Origin of the sequence: Priestia sp. JV24, from assembly GCF_025910025.1 — a bacterium.
Classification (GTDB): domain Bacteria; phylum Bacillota; class Bacilli; order Bacillales; family Bacillaceae_H; genus Priestia; species Priestia megaterium.
Genome location: NZ_JAPCIN010000047.1, coordinates 18,300 through 35,563 on the forward strand (window position 1 = coordinate 18,300; position 17,264 = coordinate 35,563).

General features: G+C 33.5%; 12 protein-coding genes. 4 read left to right on the forward strand and 8 right to left on the reverse strand.

Features of this window, described 5'->3' with window-relative positions; genetic code table 11:
* The first annotated feature begins 47 nt into the window (after window positions 1-47).
* Window positions 48-1,469, forward strand: coding sequence for an amino acid permease (locus tag OK414_RS28895; RefSeq protein WP_263046163.1), 1,422 nt, complete (start codon window positions 48-50; stop codon window positions 1,467-1,469).
* Between the two features lie 169 nt (window positions 1,470-1,638).
* On the opposite strand, the gene OK414_RS28900 is transcribed toward OK414_RS28895, so the two are convergent.
* Window positions 1,639-2,289 carry a GntR family transcriptional regulator gene (locus OK414_RS28900; RefSeq protein WP_263046162.1) on the reverse strand — a complete coding sequence of 217 codons (651 nt, stop codon included), beginning with the start codon at window positions 2,287-2,289 and terminating at the stop codon, window positions 1,639-1,641.
* A 201-nt stretch (window positions 2,290-2,490) separates the two neighbouring features.
* On the opposite strand from OK414_RS28900, the gene OK414_RS28905 reads away from it, so the two are divergent.
* From OK414_RS28905 to OK414_RS28915, 3 genes are all read left to right on the forward strand, one after another.
* Window positions 2,491-3,168, forward strand: a complete 678-nt coding sequence (locus OK414_RS28905) for an RraA family protein (RefSeq protein WP_263046161.1) — start codon at window positions 2,491-2,493, stop codon at window positions 3,166-3,168.
* An 89-nt stretch (window positions 3,169-3,257) separates the two neighbouring features.
* Window positions 3,258-4,562 (forward strand): MFS transporter, encoded by a 1,305-nt coding sequence (locus OK414_RS28910; RefSeq protein WP_263046160.1) that lies wholly within the window; start codon window positions 3,258-3,260, stop codon window positions 4,560-4,562.
* A gap of 54 nt (window positions 4,563-4,616) precedes the next feature.
* Complete coding sequence (locus OK414_RS28915; protein ID WP_263046159.1) at window positions 4,617-5,801, forward strand: aminotransferase A; 1,185 nt, start codon at window positions 4,617-4,619, stop codon at window positions 5,799-5,801.
* 419 nt (window positions 5,802-6,220) lie between these two features.
* Here the strand turns inward: OK414_RS28915 and OK414_RS28920 are convergent, their stop codons facing one another.
* The 7 genes from OK414_RS28920 to OK414_RS28950 form a co-directional block, all read right to left on the reverse strand.
* Window positions 6,221-6,688: a GNAT family N-acetyltransferase gene (locus tag OK414_RS28920; protein ID WP_263046158.1), complete on the reverse strand. Its 468-nt coding sequence runs from the start codon at window positions 6,686-6,688 to the stop codon at window positions 6,221-6,223.
* 806 nt (window positions 6,689-7,494) lie between these two features.
* On the reverse strand, window positions 7,495-7,683 hold the full coding sequence (locus OK414_RS28925; protein ID WP_263046156.1) for a hypothetical protein: 189 nt from the start codon (window positions 7,681-7,683) through the stop codon (window positions 7,495-7,497).
* 114 nt (window positions 7,684-7,797) lie between these two features.
* Complete coding sequence (locus tag OK414_RS28930) at window positions 7,798-8,361, reverse strand: hypothetical protein (protein WP_263046155.1); 564 nt, start codon at window positions 8,359-8,361, stop codon at window positions 7,798-7,800.
* 72 nt (window positions 8,362-8,433) lie between these two features.
* Window positions 8,434-8,655, reverse strand: coding sequence for a helix-turn-helix domain-containing protein (locus tag OK414_RS28935; protein WP_263046154.1), 222 nt, complete (start codon window positions 8,653-8,655; stop codon window positions 8,434-8,436).
* A 10-nt stretch (window positions 8,656-8,665) separates the two neighbouring features.
* A complete protein-coding gene (locus OK414_RS28940; protein WP_263046153.1) occupies window positions 8,666-9,145 on the reverse strand; it encodes a DUF2975 domain-containing protein in 480 nt (159 codons plus the stop codon).
* Window positions 9,146-9,753: 608 nt separating this feature from the next.
* Window positions 9,754-10,476, reverse strand: a complete 723-nt coding sequence (locus OK414_RS28945) for a hypothetical protein (protein WP_263046152.1) — start codon at window positions 10,474-10,476, stop codon at window positions 9,754-9,756.
* Between the two features lie 15 nt (window positions 10,477-10,491).
* Complete coding sequence (locus OK414_RS28950; RefSeq protein ID WP_263046151.1) at window positions 10,492-17,109, reverse strand: DNRLRE domain-containing protein; 6,618 nt, start codon at window positions 17,107-17,109, stop codon at window positions 10,492-10,494.
* Window positions 17,110-17,264: the final 155 nt, after the last annotated feature.

Sequence of the window (17,264 nt, forward strand, 5' to 3'; positions counted from 1 at the left end):
TTATAGCTATTCTTGATTACGAAGGATTAAGACAAGGTGGGGAGTTTATGGGCACAGATAATAAACAGAATGAATTACAGCGTACCATGAAAAGTAGACATCTTTTTATGATTGCGTTGGGTGGGGTCATTGGAACAGGTCTATTTCTAGGTTCTGGTATTACAATTAGTCAGGCTGGACCAGTAGGTGCTATTTTAGCCTATTTACTTGGCGGTTTTTTAATGTATTTAGTTATGTTATGTATGGGAGAACTTGCAGTTGCCATGCCTGAATCTGGATCATTCCAATCCTACGCAACAAGGTACTTAGGCCCGTCTACAGGCTTTATGATTGGCTGGCTGTATTGGTTTAGTTGGGCTAATACCGTAGGTTTAGAGTTTACTTCTGCAGGACTTTTAATGCAAAGGTGGTTCCCTCATATTCCTATATGGGCGTGGTGTCTAATTTTCGGTGTCGTTACATTTTCAATAAATGCATTGTCCGCACGAAGCTATGCTGAAACAGAATTTTGGTTTTCAAGTATTAAAGTAACGGCAATTGTGTTGTTTATCGCAATAGGTGGAGCTGCTGTGTTTGGCTTAATTGATCTTCAAGGAAATCATCCAGCACCATTCTTTTCAAATTTCACGACAAGTGAAGGCTTGTTTCCAAACGGCATCCTCTCCGTTCTGTTTACTTTAGTATTGGTTAATTTTTCATTTCAAGGAACAGAGCTTGTAGGAATAGCTGCAGGAGAAAGTGAAAATCCTGGTGAAACCCTTCCGCGTTCCATTCGTAACGTTGTTTGGAGAACGTTATTTTTCTTTGTGTTAGCTATGTTTATACTAGTAGCTATTCTTCCTTATCAAACAGCTGGTGTTCTCGAAAGTCCTTTTGTATCTGTATTAGACAAAATCGGAATTCCTTACGCAGCAGATATTATGAACTTTGTTATTCTAACAGCTATCTTATCGGTTGCTAATTCAGGTTTATATGCTGCATCTAGGATGATGTGGTCACTTTCAAGAAGTGGTATGGGACCAGTACGCTTAACGAAGTTATCTAAAAATGGGGTTCCTATCAATGCATTATTAGCTACCATAGTAATTTCAGGTGGTTCATTAATTACGGGTGTAGTAGCTGCAGAAACCGTATATCTATGGCTTATTTCTATCTCTGGAATGGTCACGATTGTTGTATGGATGTCTATTTGTGCCTCTCAATTTTTCTTTCGAAGAAAATTTATTGCTCAGGGAGGCGACCTAAAAGAGTTAAAGTTTAAAACGCCCTTATATCCTATTGTTCCAATCTTAGGGTTTGGGATATATGGACTTATTTTAATTAGCTTAATCTTTATTCCTGACCAACGTATCGGTTTGTATTGTGGTATACCACTTATCGTGTTTTGTTATGTGTATTATCATCTTGTTGTAAAAAAGAACCTTAAGAACAAAACATTTAATAATAATATAATCGACAAAGCACAATGATACATGAAGAAGTAGTTTCCATTAATTGATTTAACAAGAAATTGAAAGAAATCATTGAGAGTATTTGAACGGAGAAAAAACTAAATTATTAAGGTGAATAAGCTTACATATGCTTGATTTATAAAGCATATGTAAGCTTATTACATTGAAAAAAAATAGCCAGAATACATTATAAATCTAAAAGGATTCGTCTTCCTTTTTCCAAGTGTTCTTCCATATAGTGAACAGCTGATTCCACATTACCTTTTTCTAATTCGGTCACGATTAAAAGGTGTTCTTCATAAGTTTGTAAAAGTCTATCTATTTTTTTAGTTAATACTTTTTGTCCATAAAAACTAAGTTTTGCTTCAATGCTTTTAAACATCTCGTACATTTCTTTGTTTTCTGCTAGTTCCATAATTTTAAGATGAAATTCTGTATCATATTTTAAGGATAAATAAATGTCTTGCTTTTGAATTTCTTCAAATTGAAGCGTTAATATATCTTGCAATGCCTGTATCTGATGCTGTTTGATAGCATGAGATAGTTTTCGTATTGCAAATGTCTCTAATACAGATCTAGCTTCGTAAATTTCATTTACTTGTTGTATAGAGATATCACAGATGTAGATTCCTTGTTTGGGATGAATTCGAACAATCCCCTCATGCTCAAATCTTTGAATGGCTGATCGAATAGGAGTTCGGCTCATTCCTAATTCTTCACTTAAATATCCTTCAGAAAGAAATTCTCCGGGGGATAGTTCGCCTCTTGTTAATAACTCTTTAATTTTATTATAAGCTTGATCTTTTAAAAATTCCTTTTTAGGTAGTGTTTTTTTCATTTTATCTATCCTTTAGGTTTTTAGTATTTAGACTCATTTAAAGTAGTTTCTATTTTAACATCTTAGGTTTTTATTTCAAAAAGAAATAATTTTCAGAATATATTGACTTTTAAATGGAATAATTGTTTAATTATGTTGTATACATGTTGTATACAACATAATTATAAAAATATTTATTATTAATTAAAGGAGCGAAAAGGCATGGTGAAAATTAATTCAGTAATACAAAGACCAAACCCGGAACTTTTAAAAAAATTGGGAGGCGTATCACCAAGCGATTATGGACATCGTTTAAATTTCCAGTTAATTCATTCCAGAAAAATTAAACCTCTTTTCCCATTTAAAGAAAATTTTGCAGGCCCAGCTATAACAGTTAGGATTCCACCAAATGATGGTTCATTAGTGTATAAGACCCTTGAACTTGTTATGCCTGGTGATGTAGTAGTAATTGACATGAATGAAGAAGAACGGTTTGCATGTTGGGGAGAAATTACAACAAGAGTTGCTATGGAAAAAGGAGCATTAGCTGTCATAATAAACGGGCCAGTTACAGACACAGATATAATTAAAGAACTAGGGTTTAAAGTATTCTCATATGCTATATCGCCTCTAACGACAAAAATGTACAATCTTGATGGTGATGTTAATGTACCAATATCAATTTCAGGCTGTATTATAAAACCTGGTGATATTGTTGTTGGGAGTATGGATGGCTTACTAGTAGTACCACAAGAAGATATTTCAACTTATTTAGAAATAGGTGAGGAGGAAGCAAAAGCTGATCAAGAACGACGCGATGATTTAAAAAGGTTAGGGGTAGAAACATATTTAGATCGCTTTAATCCTTTATGGAACGACATAGTGGAAAAAACTAAGTGAAAAATCCCACAAAAAGGCGTTATTAAACTATATTCTATACCTTTGAACAGTTTATCTATTTTCTATCCTACAAAGGAAGTGAATGAACAATGGAAAAGTTAAACGCTGAAAAACAAGGAAAGATAGATGTATCTTCACAAGTAACAGAAAAACGAATAGGTCTACGCTGGGGACTAGCCGTAATTTTCTTTATTGTAGGGTTAGTGGCTTATATGGACCGAGCTAACATTTCTGTAGTAGCGCAACCCATGATGGAAGATTTACATATGAATAAAGTCGAATTTGGTCTTCTATCATCTCTATTTTATTTAGGTTATTGTTTTGCTCAAATTCCCGGAGGAATTCTATCTGAAAGATTTGGGTCTAGAAAAATAATTACTCTTGCCGTTACATGGTGGTCTATATTTACTGCGATGACAGCCGCGGCAAGCTCTTACATTTTTTTATGTATTGTTAGATTCTTATTTGGGATGGGGGAAGGACCGATGTATCCGGGGAATGCAGTATTTAATTCATACTGGTTCCAAAAACATGAAAAAGGACGCGCGGCAAGTGCATTATTAGCCGGTTCTTTTTTTGGACCAATTATTGCACCCGGTATTTCGGTTGCAATAATGGCTGCTTTCGGGTGGCATGGAGTCTTTTATAGTTTTGCATTCATTGGTATTATCATCGCTGTTGCTTGGTATATTATAGGGCGAGATAAACCTGAACATCACCCATGGATTTCTGAAAAAGAAAAAATTCTTATTATAGAAAATCGTAGTGTGACCAGTGCTGAAAAAAGGTCTGCTCCATGGAAACAGTACTTAAGAAATATTCAATTCTGGGCAGTCGGAATACAATATCTTGTTGTTATTTACATGAATACATTTTTCTTAACCTGGTTACCTACGTATTTAATGGAGGCACGGAATTTTTCTTTGAAAGAAATGGGATTTGCAGCTAGTTTTCCGTGGATAGCCATTTGCTTCAGCGTTTTAGCTGGTGGGGCCATTTCAGATGTGATATTACAAAAAACAAACTCTCGTATGATGGCCCGTGGTACCTTGGCTATTCTAGGGTTCATCTTTTTTATAATAGGGCTATATTTCGCAGCTTACTCCACAAGTTCATGGTTAAACGTCCTATGGTTAACGGTAGCTCTTGGTGCGCTTGGTCTTCCTATCGTTGCTTCTTGGGCTATTGCTAATGATCTAGGTCAAGAATTTTCAGGTTCTGTAAGTGGTTGGATGAACTTGTGGGGAAGTATAGGAGGCGTCACATCTCCTATTCTTTGTGGATGGTTTGCACAAGAACTCGGTTGGAATACTACACTACTAATTAATATTATACCAATTGGACTTGCTATATTATTATGGTTCCTTATTAAACCAGACCGTCCATTGGTTTAATAAAATAAGGGATCGCAATTTAGATAATTTAATCTTTATAAAGGGGAAGTAAAAATGCAAAAATTGATAAATAGAGAGGTTTCAGCCATTCAGGTTCCCGGCATAAGAAAATTTTCTAATATGGTTGTCAATTATCCTAAAGCAATCAATCTTACTCTCGGTCAACCTGACTTTCCAACACCAGAACATATAAAAGAAGCTGCTATTTTAGCTATAAAAAGAAATCAAACTACTTATACACATAATGCTGGGCTATTATCTCTTCGAAAAGCAGCTAGTAATTTTGTTTATGAAAAATATAACCTCTTCTATAATCCAGAAGATGAAGTTATTGTTACTAATGGGGCTACTGAAGCAATTGATATTGCATTACGAACCATTTTGAAGAAAGGAGACGAGGTAATTCTTCCTGTACCTATCTATCCTGGATATGAACCTCTTATACAGCTATGTGGAGCTATTCCAGTTCATATTGATACTTCACAAAATGAATTTAAAATTAATGCAGAGATGATTGAACGAAAACTAACAAAGAAAACACGCTGTATTATTCTTTGTTCACCATCTAACCCAACTGGAAGCATGTTAAATAAAGAAGAGATAATTGAAATTGCTAAAATGTTGAGGGATAAAAATATTTTTGTTATATCCGATGAAATATACAGCGAGTTAGCATATGAACAAAAGCATTATTCAATTGCCTCTGTTCAAGAGATGAGGGATAAAACGATTGTTGTTAATGGACTCGCTAAATCTCATTCAATGACAGGGTGGAGAATTGGCTTTACATTTGCTCCTAGTTTTTTATCTAAAGAAATGCTTAAAGTCCACCTTTATAATTCAGTTTGTGCAACTACTATCAGTCAGTATGCTGCAATTGAGGCTTTAACACAAGGTATCAATGATCCAGCTCTAATGATGCGAGAATATAGGAAGAGAAGAGATTACGTATGCAAAAGACTTAATAGCATGGGGCTAGATGTAGTGAAACCAGAGGGAGCTTTTTATGTATTTCCTTCAATTAAAAATACAAAAATGTCATCATTTGATTTCTCACTAAAATTGCTTCGTGAAAAAAGTGTTGCGGTTGTACCAGGTGATGCATTCTCTAAATACGGGGAAGGGTTTATAAGAATATCCTATGCGGCCTCAATCGATTTAATAGAAGAGAGTTTAAATCGAATAGAACAGTTTCTTGATTTCACAGATAAAGAACGACGTATTAAAGCTAAAAATTAAATGTACTCTGAAATTTAGTCTGAATAATGTCTAATTTTGCTTCCAATAATCTTAAAGAACTGTTAAAATACAACTTGTATACAACCGTTTTGTTTTTATTCATTTTTTCGAAGGAAGAGCGATGTAATTTATTACTCTTCTTTTTTTATGATGCAAGATACTTTTTACTACCTAGATAAGTGCGGTTGATGTAATCAGGAAGAAGAAACGGTAAAACTCCCCTTAGATAAACAGATTTTTATTTTTTATCTGTCTACCTAACGGGGAGCATATCAGCCGAGGTAGCTTTTTATTTTGCTTACCTTTTGACTGGACAAATTATAATCTAATACTATATTTTAGATATGTACATGTATATATTTCACTTTTATCAACTATTAAAAGCAGCTATGATCAACCACACATGTAAGAAAAAGACCTTAAACTTTAAGGTCTTTTTCATTTTTAATAATTTGTTTGTCTAATGGCTTTGAAAAGCCCGTACTTTTGTCTTTATAGCCCCTATTAAGATAGAACTTATGAGCTATCTTTCTCTCATCTCTATTTCCACTGTTTAATATGATATAAGTTGCTTCTTGTCCTATCGCCCATTTTTCTGCCTCGTTCATTAATTTCTCGCCAATTCCTTTACGCCTATGGTCAGCGTCTACAATAAAAGCGACAATTCTTACATAGGAACTATCATACTCATAAAACAAGTTATGACATAACCCAACCATTCCAACTACCTTGTTATTCAGTTCAGCTACTAATGTATGATAATTAGGTTGAGACTGGATATTGCTAAATCTACTCTCTAGCTTTTCCAAAGAAGTTGGATAGCCAAGCTGATCCATTAAATGTACTAATTGAGGCATGTCTTCTGTTTGAAACTCCCTTACTCTCATAATTTTCTCCTTTAACACTTTAGTCTTTGTCCGTAATAAATTCTATAGTCTTAATTAGAATCCTCTGAGACTGACCTATAGGATATACAAGGTTAGTTACCATAATTCATTTTATCGGAAACCTGAGGAACAAACATTTTATAAAAACTTAATATCTAATTTAATATACTTTGAGCATTTGTAAGAACAATATAAAAAAATATAGGATAGACGATTACAAATGAGAGAGTTAAAATTAAATGTCTAATGTAAAATTTATCTTTTACATTTCTGCAAACACGAATAACTAACCAAATTAAACACAAAAAATTAAAGAAAAATAAAATACCTCCTATTCCCCAGCCTAAAAAACCTAAAATAAAGAAAAACGGAAATATGTACCCGATAATAAAAAGGAAAACAAATATCCAACCAGCTATTGCAAAATTACGTGTGATTGTTCCTATAGTTTTTTCATCCACTATTTATTTCACCGCATTTCTAATGAGTATTAATTTATTTTTAATTATAATGGAGTTAGTATAACCTTCATTATAATTAGCGAAAACGACTCAATCGATTAACGAATGAGTCCCCTTGTTTAAAGTAAATATGAATCTTTAATTACTTTCAGATTCTCTATAAAAGGCGTTAGCAGCATAGTCAACATCTTTTGAGTGCTTACCTTCAGCAAAATGTGAATAAATACTTTTCCCTTTCTGTTGTGTATGACCGTTCATAATATCCTCTATATTCTGTAGAATACCCTGGGCATCAGATAGTTTTTCACCCTCTAGGCCTTTAAATAGAATTCTTTTAGGTGGTTCTTATCTAATATGGTTAGCATAGGGGTCATATATTCCGGTTAGCAATAGAATACTGATGGTTAAAGTTATTGCACCTGCTAATAACAAGATATTACTTATGATTTTTTTCTTTCGTTTGTATAAGAATAACCCTGATAAAGTAAAAATAATTGCTACAAATATTAACATGACTCCTAAACCAATATTCAACGTCTTATCCTCCTGTAATATTGTGGTATATATTCAAATTTAACAAAACAATTCCTTTAGAAAGAATAAATTTAAAAATCATTAAATTAGATAAGACCTTGCCAAAGGATAATCTTATTTCAACTCTATTTTTTTAAACCAAAACTCTAGCGCATCCATTGGTTCCTCTCTTGTATGAGCGTAATAAATTCTTACATCGTCTCCACTCACGCCATTGGGAAGGATAAATGAAAAACTGAACTTTTTTGACGTCTCTATATCAAAGATTTGTGCGGAGGATTTAGGAGGTTTCTCTTTTTTTATCCATTCCTTAATTGATTCTTCTAGGAAATTCTGGTTCATGTTCTTATAGTCTTTGACTCTATTACGTTTCACATAAGTTATTTCTGCATTATCAGGAACATAGAAGATGATAAAATCAGTAGGAAATCTATAGGCATCCAAAGGCTTTTCCCAAACTCCCTTCACTATATATACCTGATTTTCTTTTTGAACTGAAAACTTTAATGAATTTGGATCAGTGTGATACCAAGAATTAAAAACTACATACCCTATAGAGAGTAACATTAAAAATCCAGGAATTAGTAAGACGAGTGATATCCCTCGTCTTGTATTCCACCATCTAATTCCTAGTATGAAAAAGCCGATAAATATAATGATTACAAGGATAATTGACATTTAATTGCTCCTTCTAAATCTTTAGCTATTTACATAGCTTTTTTTCTCAGCAAATAGCCGAAGCCTTTAGTGTTATTCTTGTTTATCTTCATCACATTTGTATTCTAAAATATCTCCAGGCTGACATTCCAAAGCCTTACAAATTGCTTCTAAAGTCGAGAATCGAATGGCTTTTGCCTTAGCATTTTTCAATATAGAAAGGTTAGCCATTGTGATTCCTACTCTCTCCGAAAGTTCTGTTACGCTCATTTTTCTTTTAGCTAACATCACATCGATATTAATTATTATCGCCACATTACTCACCTCAGACCGTTAAGTCATTTTCTGATTTTATATCAATCGCCTCTTTTAACAGTTTTTGAAGAACAGCAGCAAAAACCGCGATAACCAATGAAGCAAAAATGATGATGAGTTCCACTAATCCAATAGGAGGGTCAATTTTTTTCGCTATAAAATGAAATAGTGGCCAACCTAGTACATACAGGCCACTAATTGTAATCGCACAGTACTTTATATTCTTTAACGCCATTACAGATAATTCTGAGAATGCTTTGCTTCCGTCAATGTACCGTAAAAGATTGAAAGCCTGATAGAGAGCAAAGTAAAAAGGCAGAGCTGCTCCATACATCACGATAAAAACGAGAGATTTCATATAAGTCATATCTGGATACAATTCTCCAGCAAAATTCCCAATCTTAGGCACCAAGAAGATACACAAAGCAAGAACTGGGATTCCAATAAGAATTAAAGCTATCTTTAAAAAGAGGGTTGTTCCTTGTTTCATAAAAAGCACCTCACCTATTTATTATCTGTTTGAATTTACCATAACATTTATTGTTTTACAATAAATTTTTATTCTTTTTATTCATATTTTTATCGTTGATTAACACTTTTAAAAGAGCATTCCTCATTATAGAGAAATGCTCTTTTAAACTTAAAACTATCTAATTTACGACTGGTCCAATCGGATAAAAGTTCGTAAAAGTATACCTTTATGAACTTTTATTTTATGCAAGAACTCTATAATTTTTATCGTTTGTTTAAGTTAGGAAATAAATTACGAACGAACACTTGAATTCAATCACTTTTACGAACGTTTTTAATAGAATAATAGAAAGAAGATACAAAAATACTTTACGACAAAAATTTGAACATATAAACATGATTTATCAAGGGGATAAACGAGCAGAGGTCCTTTAAAATAATTTATGTTTTATCGGCAAACTTACTAAATGAAATATGAGTTGTCTATACGAGAACACGTATACTAACTTCAAGTAAAATATTTTTCTAGGGACTATTATTTCAATAAAGTCCTTACACACAATAATGAATTTATATAAAGTTAAAAGGCTGCCTTTTGTAAAGGCAGCCTTTTAACTTTATATAATTTTATTCTTCCTCTCCACAACAAACATAATCTACTTGCTTTACCTCTTCTATAGCAAAGATATTCTTTATCTTATTAAGAAAATCGCCTGTTTTAGAGTAATCTTCTTTCTCAAAAACTTGAATATTGTCTGCATCATAAGAGATTGATATAACGTATTCTTTAGCACCTAAGACTACAGGCAAAGAGTAATTCTTTATCATCCTTGTTGACATAGTTGGTAAAGTAAAACAAGGCATGCTGTCTAGCCATATTGTAACTAACTGATTATCCGTTGCAATATGAAATATAAAATTCTCAAATAACGAAGAGAACTTTCTTATATCTTCAAACTTTATCATTATAAAAGAAAGTTGCTCGTATTCTGACTTAGTCGACAGCTGAACATAGCCTTTTTCATTTATTACTTGATATTTTACTTTTTGTGTATCAAGTTCTTGTATAAACATTTCATATCCATTAAGGTTTGTTATTGATACCAAACAATAACATGAGTAATCCGAACTTAATCCTTCTAATAGCTTAGGAAGAAACTCAACATTATATTCAACAGGATTATTATTACTCAGAGTGTATTCCTTGTTTATATTACTTTCAAGAAAATAGCGATCATCAGTTTGCATACAACATTCACTTTGGAAATTGTTATATAAAACAGCCTCATTTATTTCTTTTTTTAAAAAGGAATTCCTACAATGAGCATACTCAATAGAAATTTTATTCATGTTTCTCCTCCAATCCTAAACTAATTTATAATTTTTATCTCCTTTAGGTAAATACCATCCATGAGGCACTGACCAACGAAATACATAGTGAACTGCTGGATTTTTAATATGATAATGCCAAACTTTTGGTTTGTATCTCTTTCCTTTTTTATTATATAAAGTTATTGGATGATGATCTAAAGAAAATATTCTACGATCTCCTTTTCCTTTTTTCTTTCTAACTTTTACAATACTATTACCTACATTCGTCTCGATAATATAGTTTTTACTAAAGCGATTTAATTGATTTTTAGCAAATCTAGCAATAGATCTTGCCGCACCCCATCCATATTTTCTAAGGAGTGGGCCAGCAAATCTAACTATTGCCATACAAACGGCAATAATAGCTGGGTTATTTCCATCTGGATCACTATACATTACAGGATTATTATTAGTGTATGTGTATCCATTTTGTGAAATTGGATTATCATTTTCACCAGGCTGAGGATCTTTAGATAAGAATACACCTTGGTTAGGTTGATAATAACGAGCAATTAAATAATACATTCCTGTTTCTTCATCTTGCATATAACCTGCATAAGTAAACGGACTGTTTGGATCATTTTCACCAGGTGTAAGATATTTAGTTGAATTCCCCCATGCATCGTAAGTATATTTAACCACGATTTTCCCGGTCTCATCTGTTAGAGCTATAACATCTCCATGAGAATTGTAATGGTAATAGTAATTCGCTCCATTTGTTTCCATGGATAATCTCATGCCATTGTCTGAATAAACATAAGATCTAATTACATTTCCATTTTCATCAGTTTCATATAAAGGGTTTATATCTTCTCCATCATAGAAGAAATGTGTAACCTTATCATTGACTTTCTTTTCAATACGCCTATCATTGTTGTCATATTTATAAGTAGCAAATGCTTTAGTCTCGCCTATTTTCGTAATACTTGTCAACTGGTTTGCTGCATTCCAAGTATATTTATACTTTCCATCGGTCAAGCGATTACCATTCTTGTCATAAGTAATTTCCTCTAATCCATACTTGACAAGTTCATTTGCTGTATTGAATTCTGCATTTGTTTGCTGGGCAGCTTTCCCAGTCTCTTTTACTGTAACGGACGTTCTATTACCAAATCCATCATAAGTATACTCTTTCGTTACTCCATTAGATAAAGTTTCCTTAATCAATTGATCAATAGAATCATATTCGTAAGACAAGGTGCTATCTAATGTTCCATCATTTTTATAGGTGTTAACTTCCGTTTTATTATTATTTTCGTCGTACTTATAGCTTTCAGAAAGTATATTGTCATTATTAGCTGTCCCTATATCTAAGCTAATTAATTTTCCAGCTGCGTCATAAGAATAGGTAGAGCCTGAATCATTTCCTGTTGAGTAAGTACGAACATTTCCCTTCTCATCATAATTAAAACGATAATGTTTGTTCTTTGAATCAACCACTTCAATGTTTTGATCTAGAGAATTATAATAATAATTAGTTTTCTTAGATATCCCACTGTGACTAAAAGATAACTCTACTAATTTATCTGACCCACTCTTATATTTCCATTCAAAAGAGCCACCACGATCTTTCATTCCCACTAATTGTCCTGACTGATCATAGGACTTGGTTCGGTTGGTATTATTAATTACATCAGATACTTTTGTTTCTTGACCATTAGCATCATATTCATATGTGAATGCTAATGCTCCATCTCGTTTTTCATTGGTAACACGATCTGCAGTATCATAGCCCCACTCTATACTATGATTATCTGGAGTTACCATTTTCACTTGGTTTCCATTATTATCATATGAATAGCTTGTTTTATTATTTAAAGCATCTATAGAGGCTACTAGATTATTTTCTAAATCATATTCATAGTTTAAAATTTGTGTCTTAGTTCCTGATTTTATAATCTTTTTGGCCATCTCTCCATCTGGATTATATTCATACTCTATAGAAGTATTAGACGAATTAACTTTAGTGAGTTGATTATCTAAATTATATTGATAATTTTTTATTTGGCCTTTTGGATTTATTTCTGCAGTTTTATTACCATACTCATCATAACTAAATTGTTGAGTGTTTCCCTTTTCATCCGTTATCTTGTTCAAATAGTTTTTATTAGAATCATAGGTATAACGAGTTAGTTGATTATCTTCCAGAAGACGAATGTCATCAAAATAAACTTTTCCCGTAAACGCATTTCTAAAAATAGCATGTATACGAATTTTTTGTATTGATTTATTTAAATCACCACTATTAATAGTAACTGCGCTCCGACTCCAATCATGGGTTCCCAAAGGAAACATAGCCTTATAGTTTCCTGTTGAACCATCCTTAAAAGTGACATATGCCCACAAGGAGTAGTCTTGGCTTAATTTGTTATCTGAATTCTTCACATTTTCGGCTTTTGACAAACCTGTTAAGGTAATGTTACGCGCTGTGGTTTGATTTAACGTAATGTCTTGTTGAATATTAACTGTTGCTTGTCCTGTAGATGTACGCTCTAAAGAGATGCTTTGTTCTCCACCAAAACCTTCATTCTCAATAGCCCACTTAGTTGGCCCCTCTGCTGAAGAACCTATTGACTTTACCCAACCAGCATCGTTTTGTTCAAATCCACTGTTTGTCACTACATTAAAGTTTGAAGAAACAGGACCCTCTTCTACTTGGATGTTATCAAATAAAGCTGCTCCACTTACAGGACCTTTATGGCTTTCTACTTCTAAATAAATAACAGCCTTAGTTGTACCAGGATCTGTTTTAAACGTGAATTGTCTTTCTTTCCATTTCGTATTTCCAGTAATTTTGTTAAAACGACTAGACTCTGAACCTGCAAATTCAGTTCCTTTATATTTATACACATTGAAAAAGGCATAAGCATTTTTTAACTGATCGCCTTTTACTAAAGCACTTAACGTATAAGTCTTTCCACCTTCTAAGCCTGTAATTGTTTGAGTAGCTGCAATGTAAGAATGTGTACCTTCAGCTGCATCTGTTTTACGCTGAGGTTGAATACTTAGGACTTTGTCTCCTGAAAAACTTCCTGGAGCTGAGTCTGTTACAGCACTAAATGAACCATCGTCTGCACTACTCTTCTTTATCCATTCTGTATCTAATGATGCTTCAAACCCTGGATTTGTCACAAGATTGTTTGCTGTACTTAAATCATCACTAGTCTCAATAATATTTCCAAAGGAGTCATAATTAGATATTGAAGATGTTTTTGCTCCTTGATCCGTTTCAGAAATTGCATTTACATTATCATATGCAATAGTGGACTCCTTTTTGTCTTCAGGACTATCACTATTTGGATCGCCTTCTTGAGAAGTGATTTTTACAATATCATTATTCTTATTATACTCATATCTTTCCGTTCCATAAGCATCAGTTGAAGTTAGAACATTCCCACTATTATCATAAGTATATGACGTAGTTGGGCTCGACTCTTGTTGATCCTTTGGATCAATTTGCTTTATAAGGTTATTATTATCATAATCGTAAGTAGTAGTTAATTTTAAATTATTAGAGTCAATAATTGTACTAAGTGGATTACCGTCTTCATTGTACGCATAAATATCTTTACTACCTTTAGGATTAGTTACTGTTGTCTTGCGTGCGTCAGTGTCGTAAGACACAGATGTTACCCTTTTTAAGGTATCCGTAACCTTAATAAGTTTGCCAACATTATCGTACTCATACTCTGTAACAGAAGGTTTATCTACTGTATGTTTAGGATCGTAAATGAAACGTAATTTCCCATCTTCGTATCCATATTTATATGTCCTGCCATTAGGTGTTTTTGATTCTATTAACTCATCCCCATTATATGTGAATGTTGTAACTTGATTTTCATAAGTGATTTTAGAAACAAAATTTCCTGTATAGCTAAGAGAGACAGAACGAGCAGATGCATCCGTAATACTTGCTATTTTCCCATTCACGTAGCTGAATGTGGTTTTATTTCCGTTTGCATCTTTTTGGTAGTCTAGTTTACCATCAGACCTAAATGCAATAATATCTTGATTCGTGCTTTCGAAATAAAAACCATTACTATCCTTAGTCAAAGTTAAGTAAATCCCTGTAGGTGCCTGGTATTCATCTGCTTGCTTTCTAAATCGATGAATTCGCTTATCCTGCTCAATTAGAAGAACATCTCCATTACTCTCTTCTTTGACTTTGATATCTAATGAACTGTTCCATCCTTTTCCAAATATACCTATATCCTTATCTAGACTATTATAAAAACGAGAAATATTAATTCCTGGCCCTCTGCCACTTAATGAAAAATCTGTTTCGTCGAATACAAAGTTTCCATTAAAAGCATTAACAGTACCACCTAATATTTCAAACGAAGCCCAAAAATCTTCCATACCTAGATAGTTAGCTTCTAAACCTGGCATTTTAGGCATAGCAGGACTAGATAGTACACTTTCACCTTGGGATCCATAAGCAGTTACACGAAACCAATAGTTTGTGTTATCTGGGTATCTCCCACCAGAGTTTTTATAAACCTGGGAAGGATCTTTTGCTAATTCCGTACCTTTTCCATCCGTATGAAGAAGGTAGCGTCCAGAAGTAATTTCATCAGCAGTTGGCCAGATTCCTTTTCCCTGTGTTGTCCACGTAGTAATATTTCCTACATCAAACGATTCATAATTTTTACCGTTATAAATCCATACTTTATAACCTGCTGCATTTGGATCTTCATCCCAAGATAATTTTACGTATCCATTATCTCCGCCAGTAGAGTTAGCAAATGGTGTAGCTTTTGGCTGATTTAACGGCATAATTGGTGTGTAAGCTTCGGAATTATCTGATTCTCCTCCCGGGAAAATCGCACTTACACGAAAATAGTATAAACGGGAATTAGCATATTTTGTACCAGCATTACTATATACCCCACTTGGATATGTAGATAATTCTGTCCCTTTTCCATCACTATGCAGTTGATACTTACCTGCTGCAATTTCATCAGCTGTTGGCCAGATTCCTTTTCCTTTTGTAGACCAGCTTGTAACGTTCCCTACATTAAACGTCTGATAGGTAGCACCATTAAACATTTTGATACGGTAACCCGTTGCACCTTTAACAGCATTCCAACTAAGGTTTGCGTAGCCTGACCCATCATTATTTGAAGTTACTGTTCCTGTTGGAGCACTTAGTGTTGGATAATGATAATCAACAGCTAAATAAGGTTTATTTACACTGTTCTCTGAAGCATAAAACTTCTTCCAATAAGATTGACCATTTCCGTTCTCGTGTAGCTTAAATCCATAGTTTGGCTTTGTACCAGCTACCCAGTCTTTTACTGTGTTTAATACATCAAAACTCGCCATTTGATCTTTAGCCGTAGACGTTGTAGCAATGTTAGTTGAACCAGGCTTCGTATTCCATGTAACAGAACCTGGTGACCAATTTCCATCTACACGATCTAACCATACATTCGTTGCTGCTGAAGAATATGAATGAGCTGTATAAATATTAAATTTAGCTGAATCAACTATGGATCCTTGTAGTTTCGAAATATCTGGCTTTACATACGAATAGTTGGTGCCAGATGAACTATCATATTTACCTACTTTTAATGAATAATAACCAGAAGCTGACTCCCAGAACTTATCATAGTTTGTGGTAGGGTACGCATCAGATACAAATGTATCATCACTTGCACCTAAGGTAAGCGTAGGATCGATATAAACCGGGTATGTACGATCATTAGATGTTAACCAATCTTTATTTGCCACCACAGTTAATTGATAACCGTTGTCTTGTTTCTTAAGTTCATAATGAACATCGTAAGAAATTTGAGGCTCTCCTGAAGCTTTATCAACTTTTGAATCAGTCATATAAGGCTTTGGAACGCTAAATACTGTACTTCCTTCTTTATTTTTAAACGAGATACTCCCATTTTCATTAATTATTGCTTCTAAACTTGTAGCAACTTGAAAACGGAACTTATAAAAGCCCTCATATTTTTGAAGAATGATATCCTCTTTAATTGATTGATCAAAAACTGTATTTCGTAATTCAACACTAGGTAGAACATTTTGATAGAACACTTGATTCTCTTTATGTTCAGCTACTACATCGGTTGAATTAGTAAAAGGTTGATCTCCTTCTCCACCCTCTAGCTTATATTCCACTTTACTTGTATCATCTTGTACAGTTACATATGAACCTTCATCGGTTTTTTGCTCAAAGGCAACGTCAATAGCTGCATTTTGAGGTTCAATTGTTTGTTCCTTTTGATTAATTTCTAGATTGGTAGAAATATCTTGCCATTTATTTTGTTCGTCTTTTCGTTGAACAGGATCTAGATATACTTTTTTAGTGTAATCTCCTGCTGCATTTTGAGTAACCTGAATGTTTTCTTCTTGTTGAGTAGGTACTGTACCCTTCTCAACTGGATCAACCGGAGGTGCTTGTACATCAGGTTGTTTTTTTTCGATTTCTTGATTAATACGTTTTGCATCTTGTCCCTCAGTTAATGGACTTGTTTGTTCTTTGTTCTGCTCTGTAGTTGTTTCAGCCCAATCTTTCATTGGAAAGCAACTGACTACTAACGTAAAAACAATGAGCCAACATATCCATTTAGACGTTGATGTTAGTACTTTTTTACTCATGAAAATCCTCCTTATATTCTAGTGACTTTGTAATCTTAATGTAATATTTCTCACATTTCAACACATTTTTATAGTACTATATAGGTTGTTCAGGGAAAATATCGTAAAGGTAGCAGGTATCGAAATCGCTCAGAGACACTACTGTTACAACGATA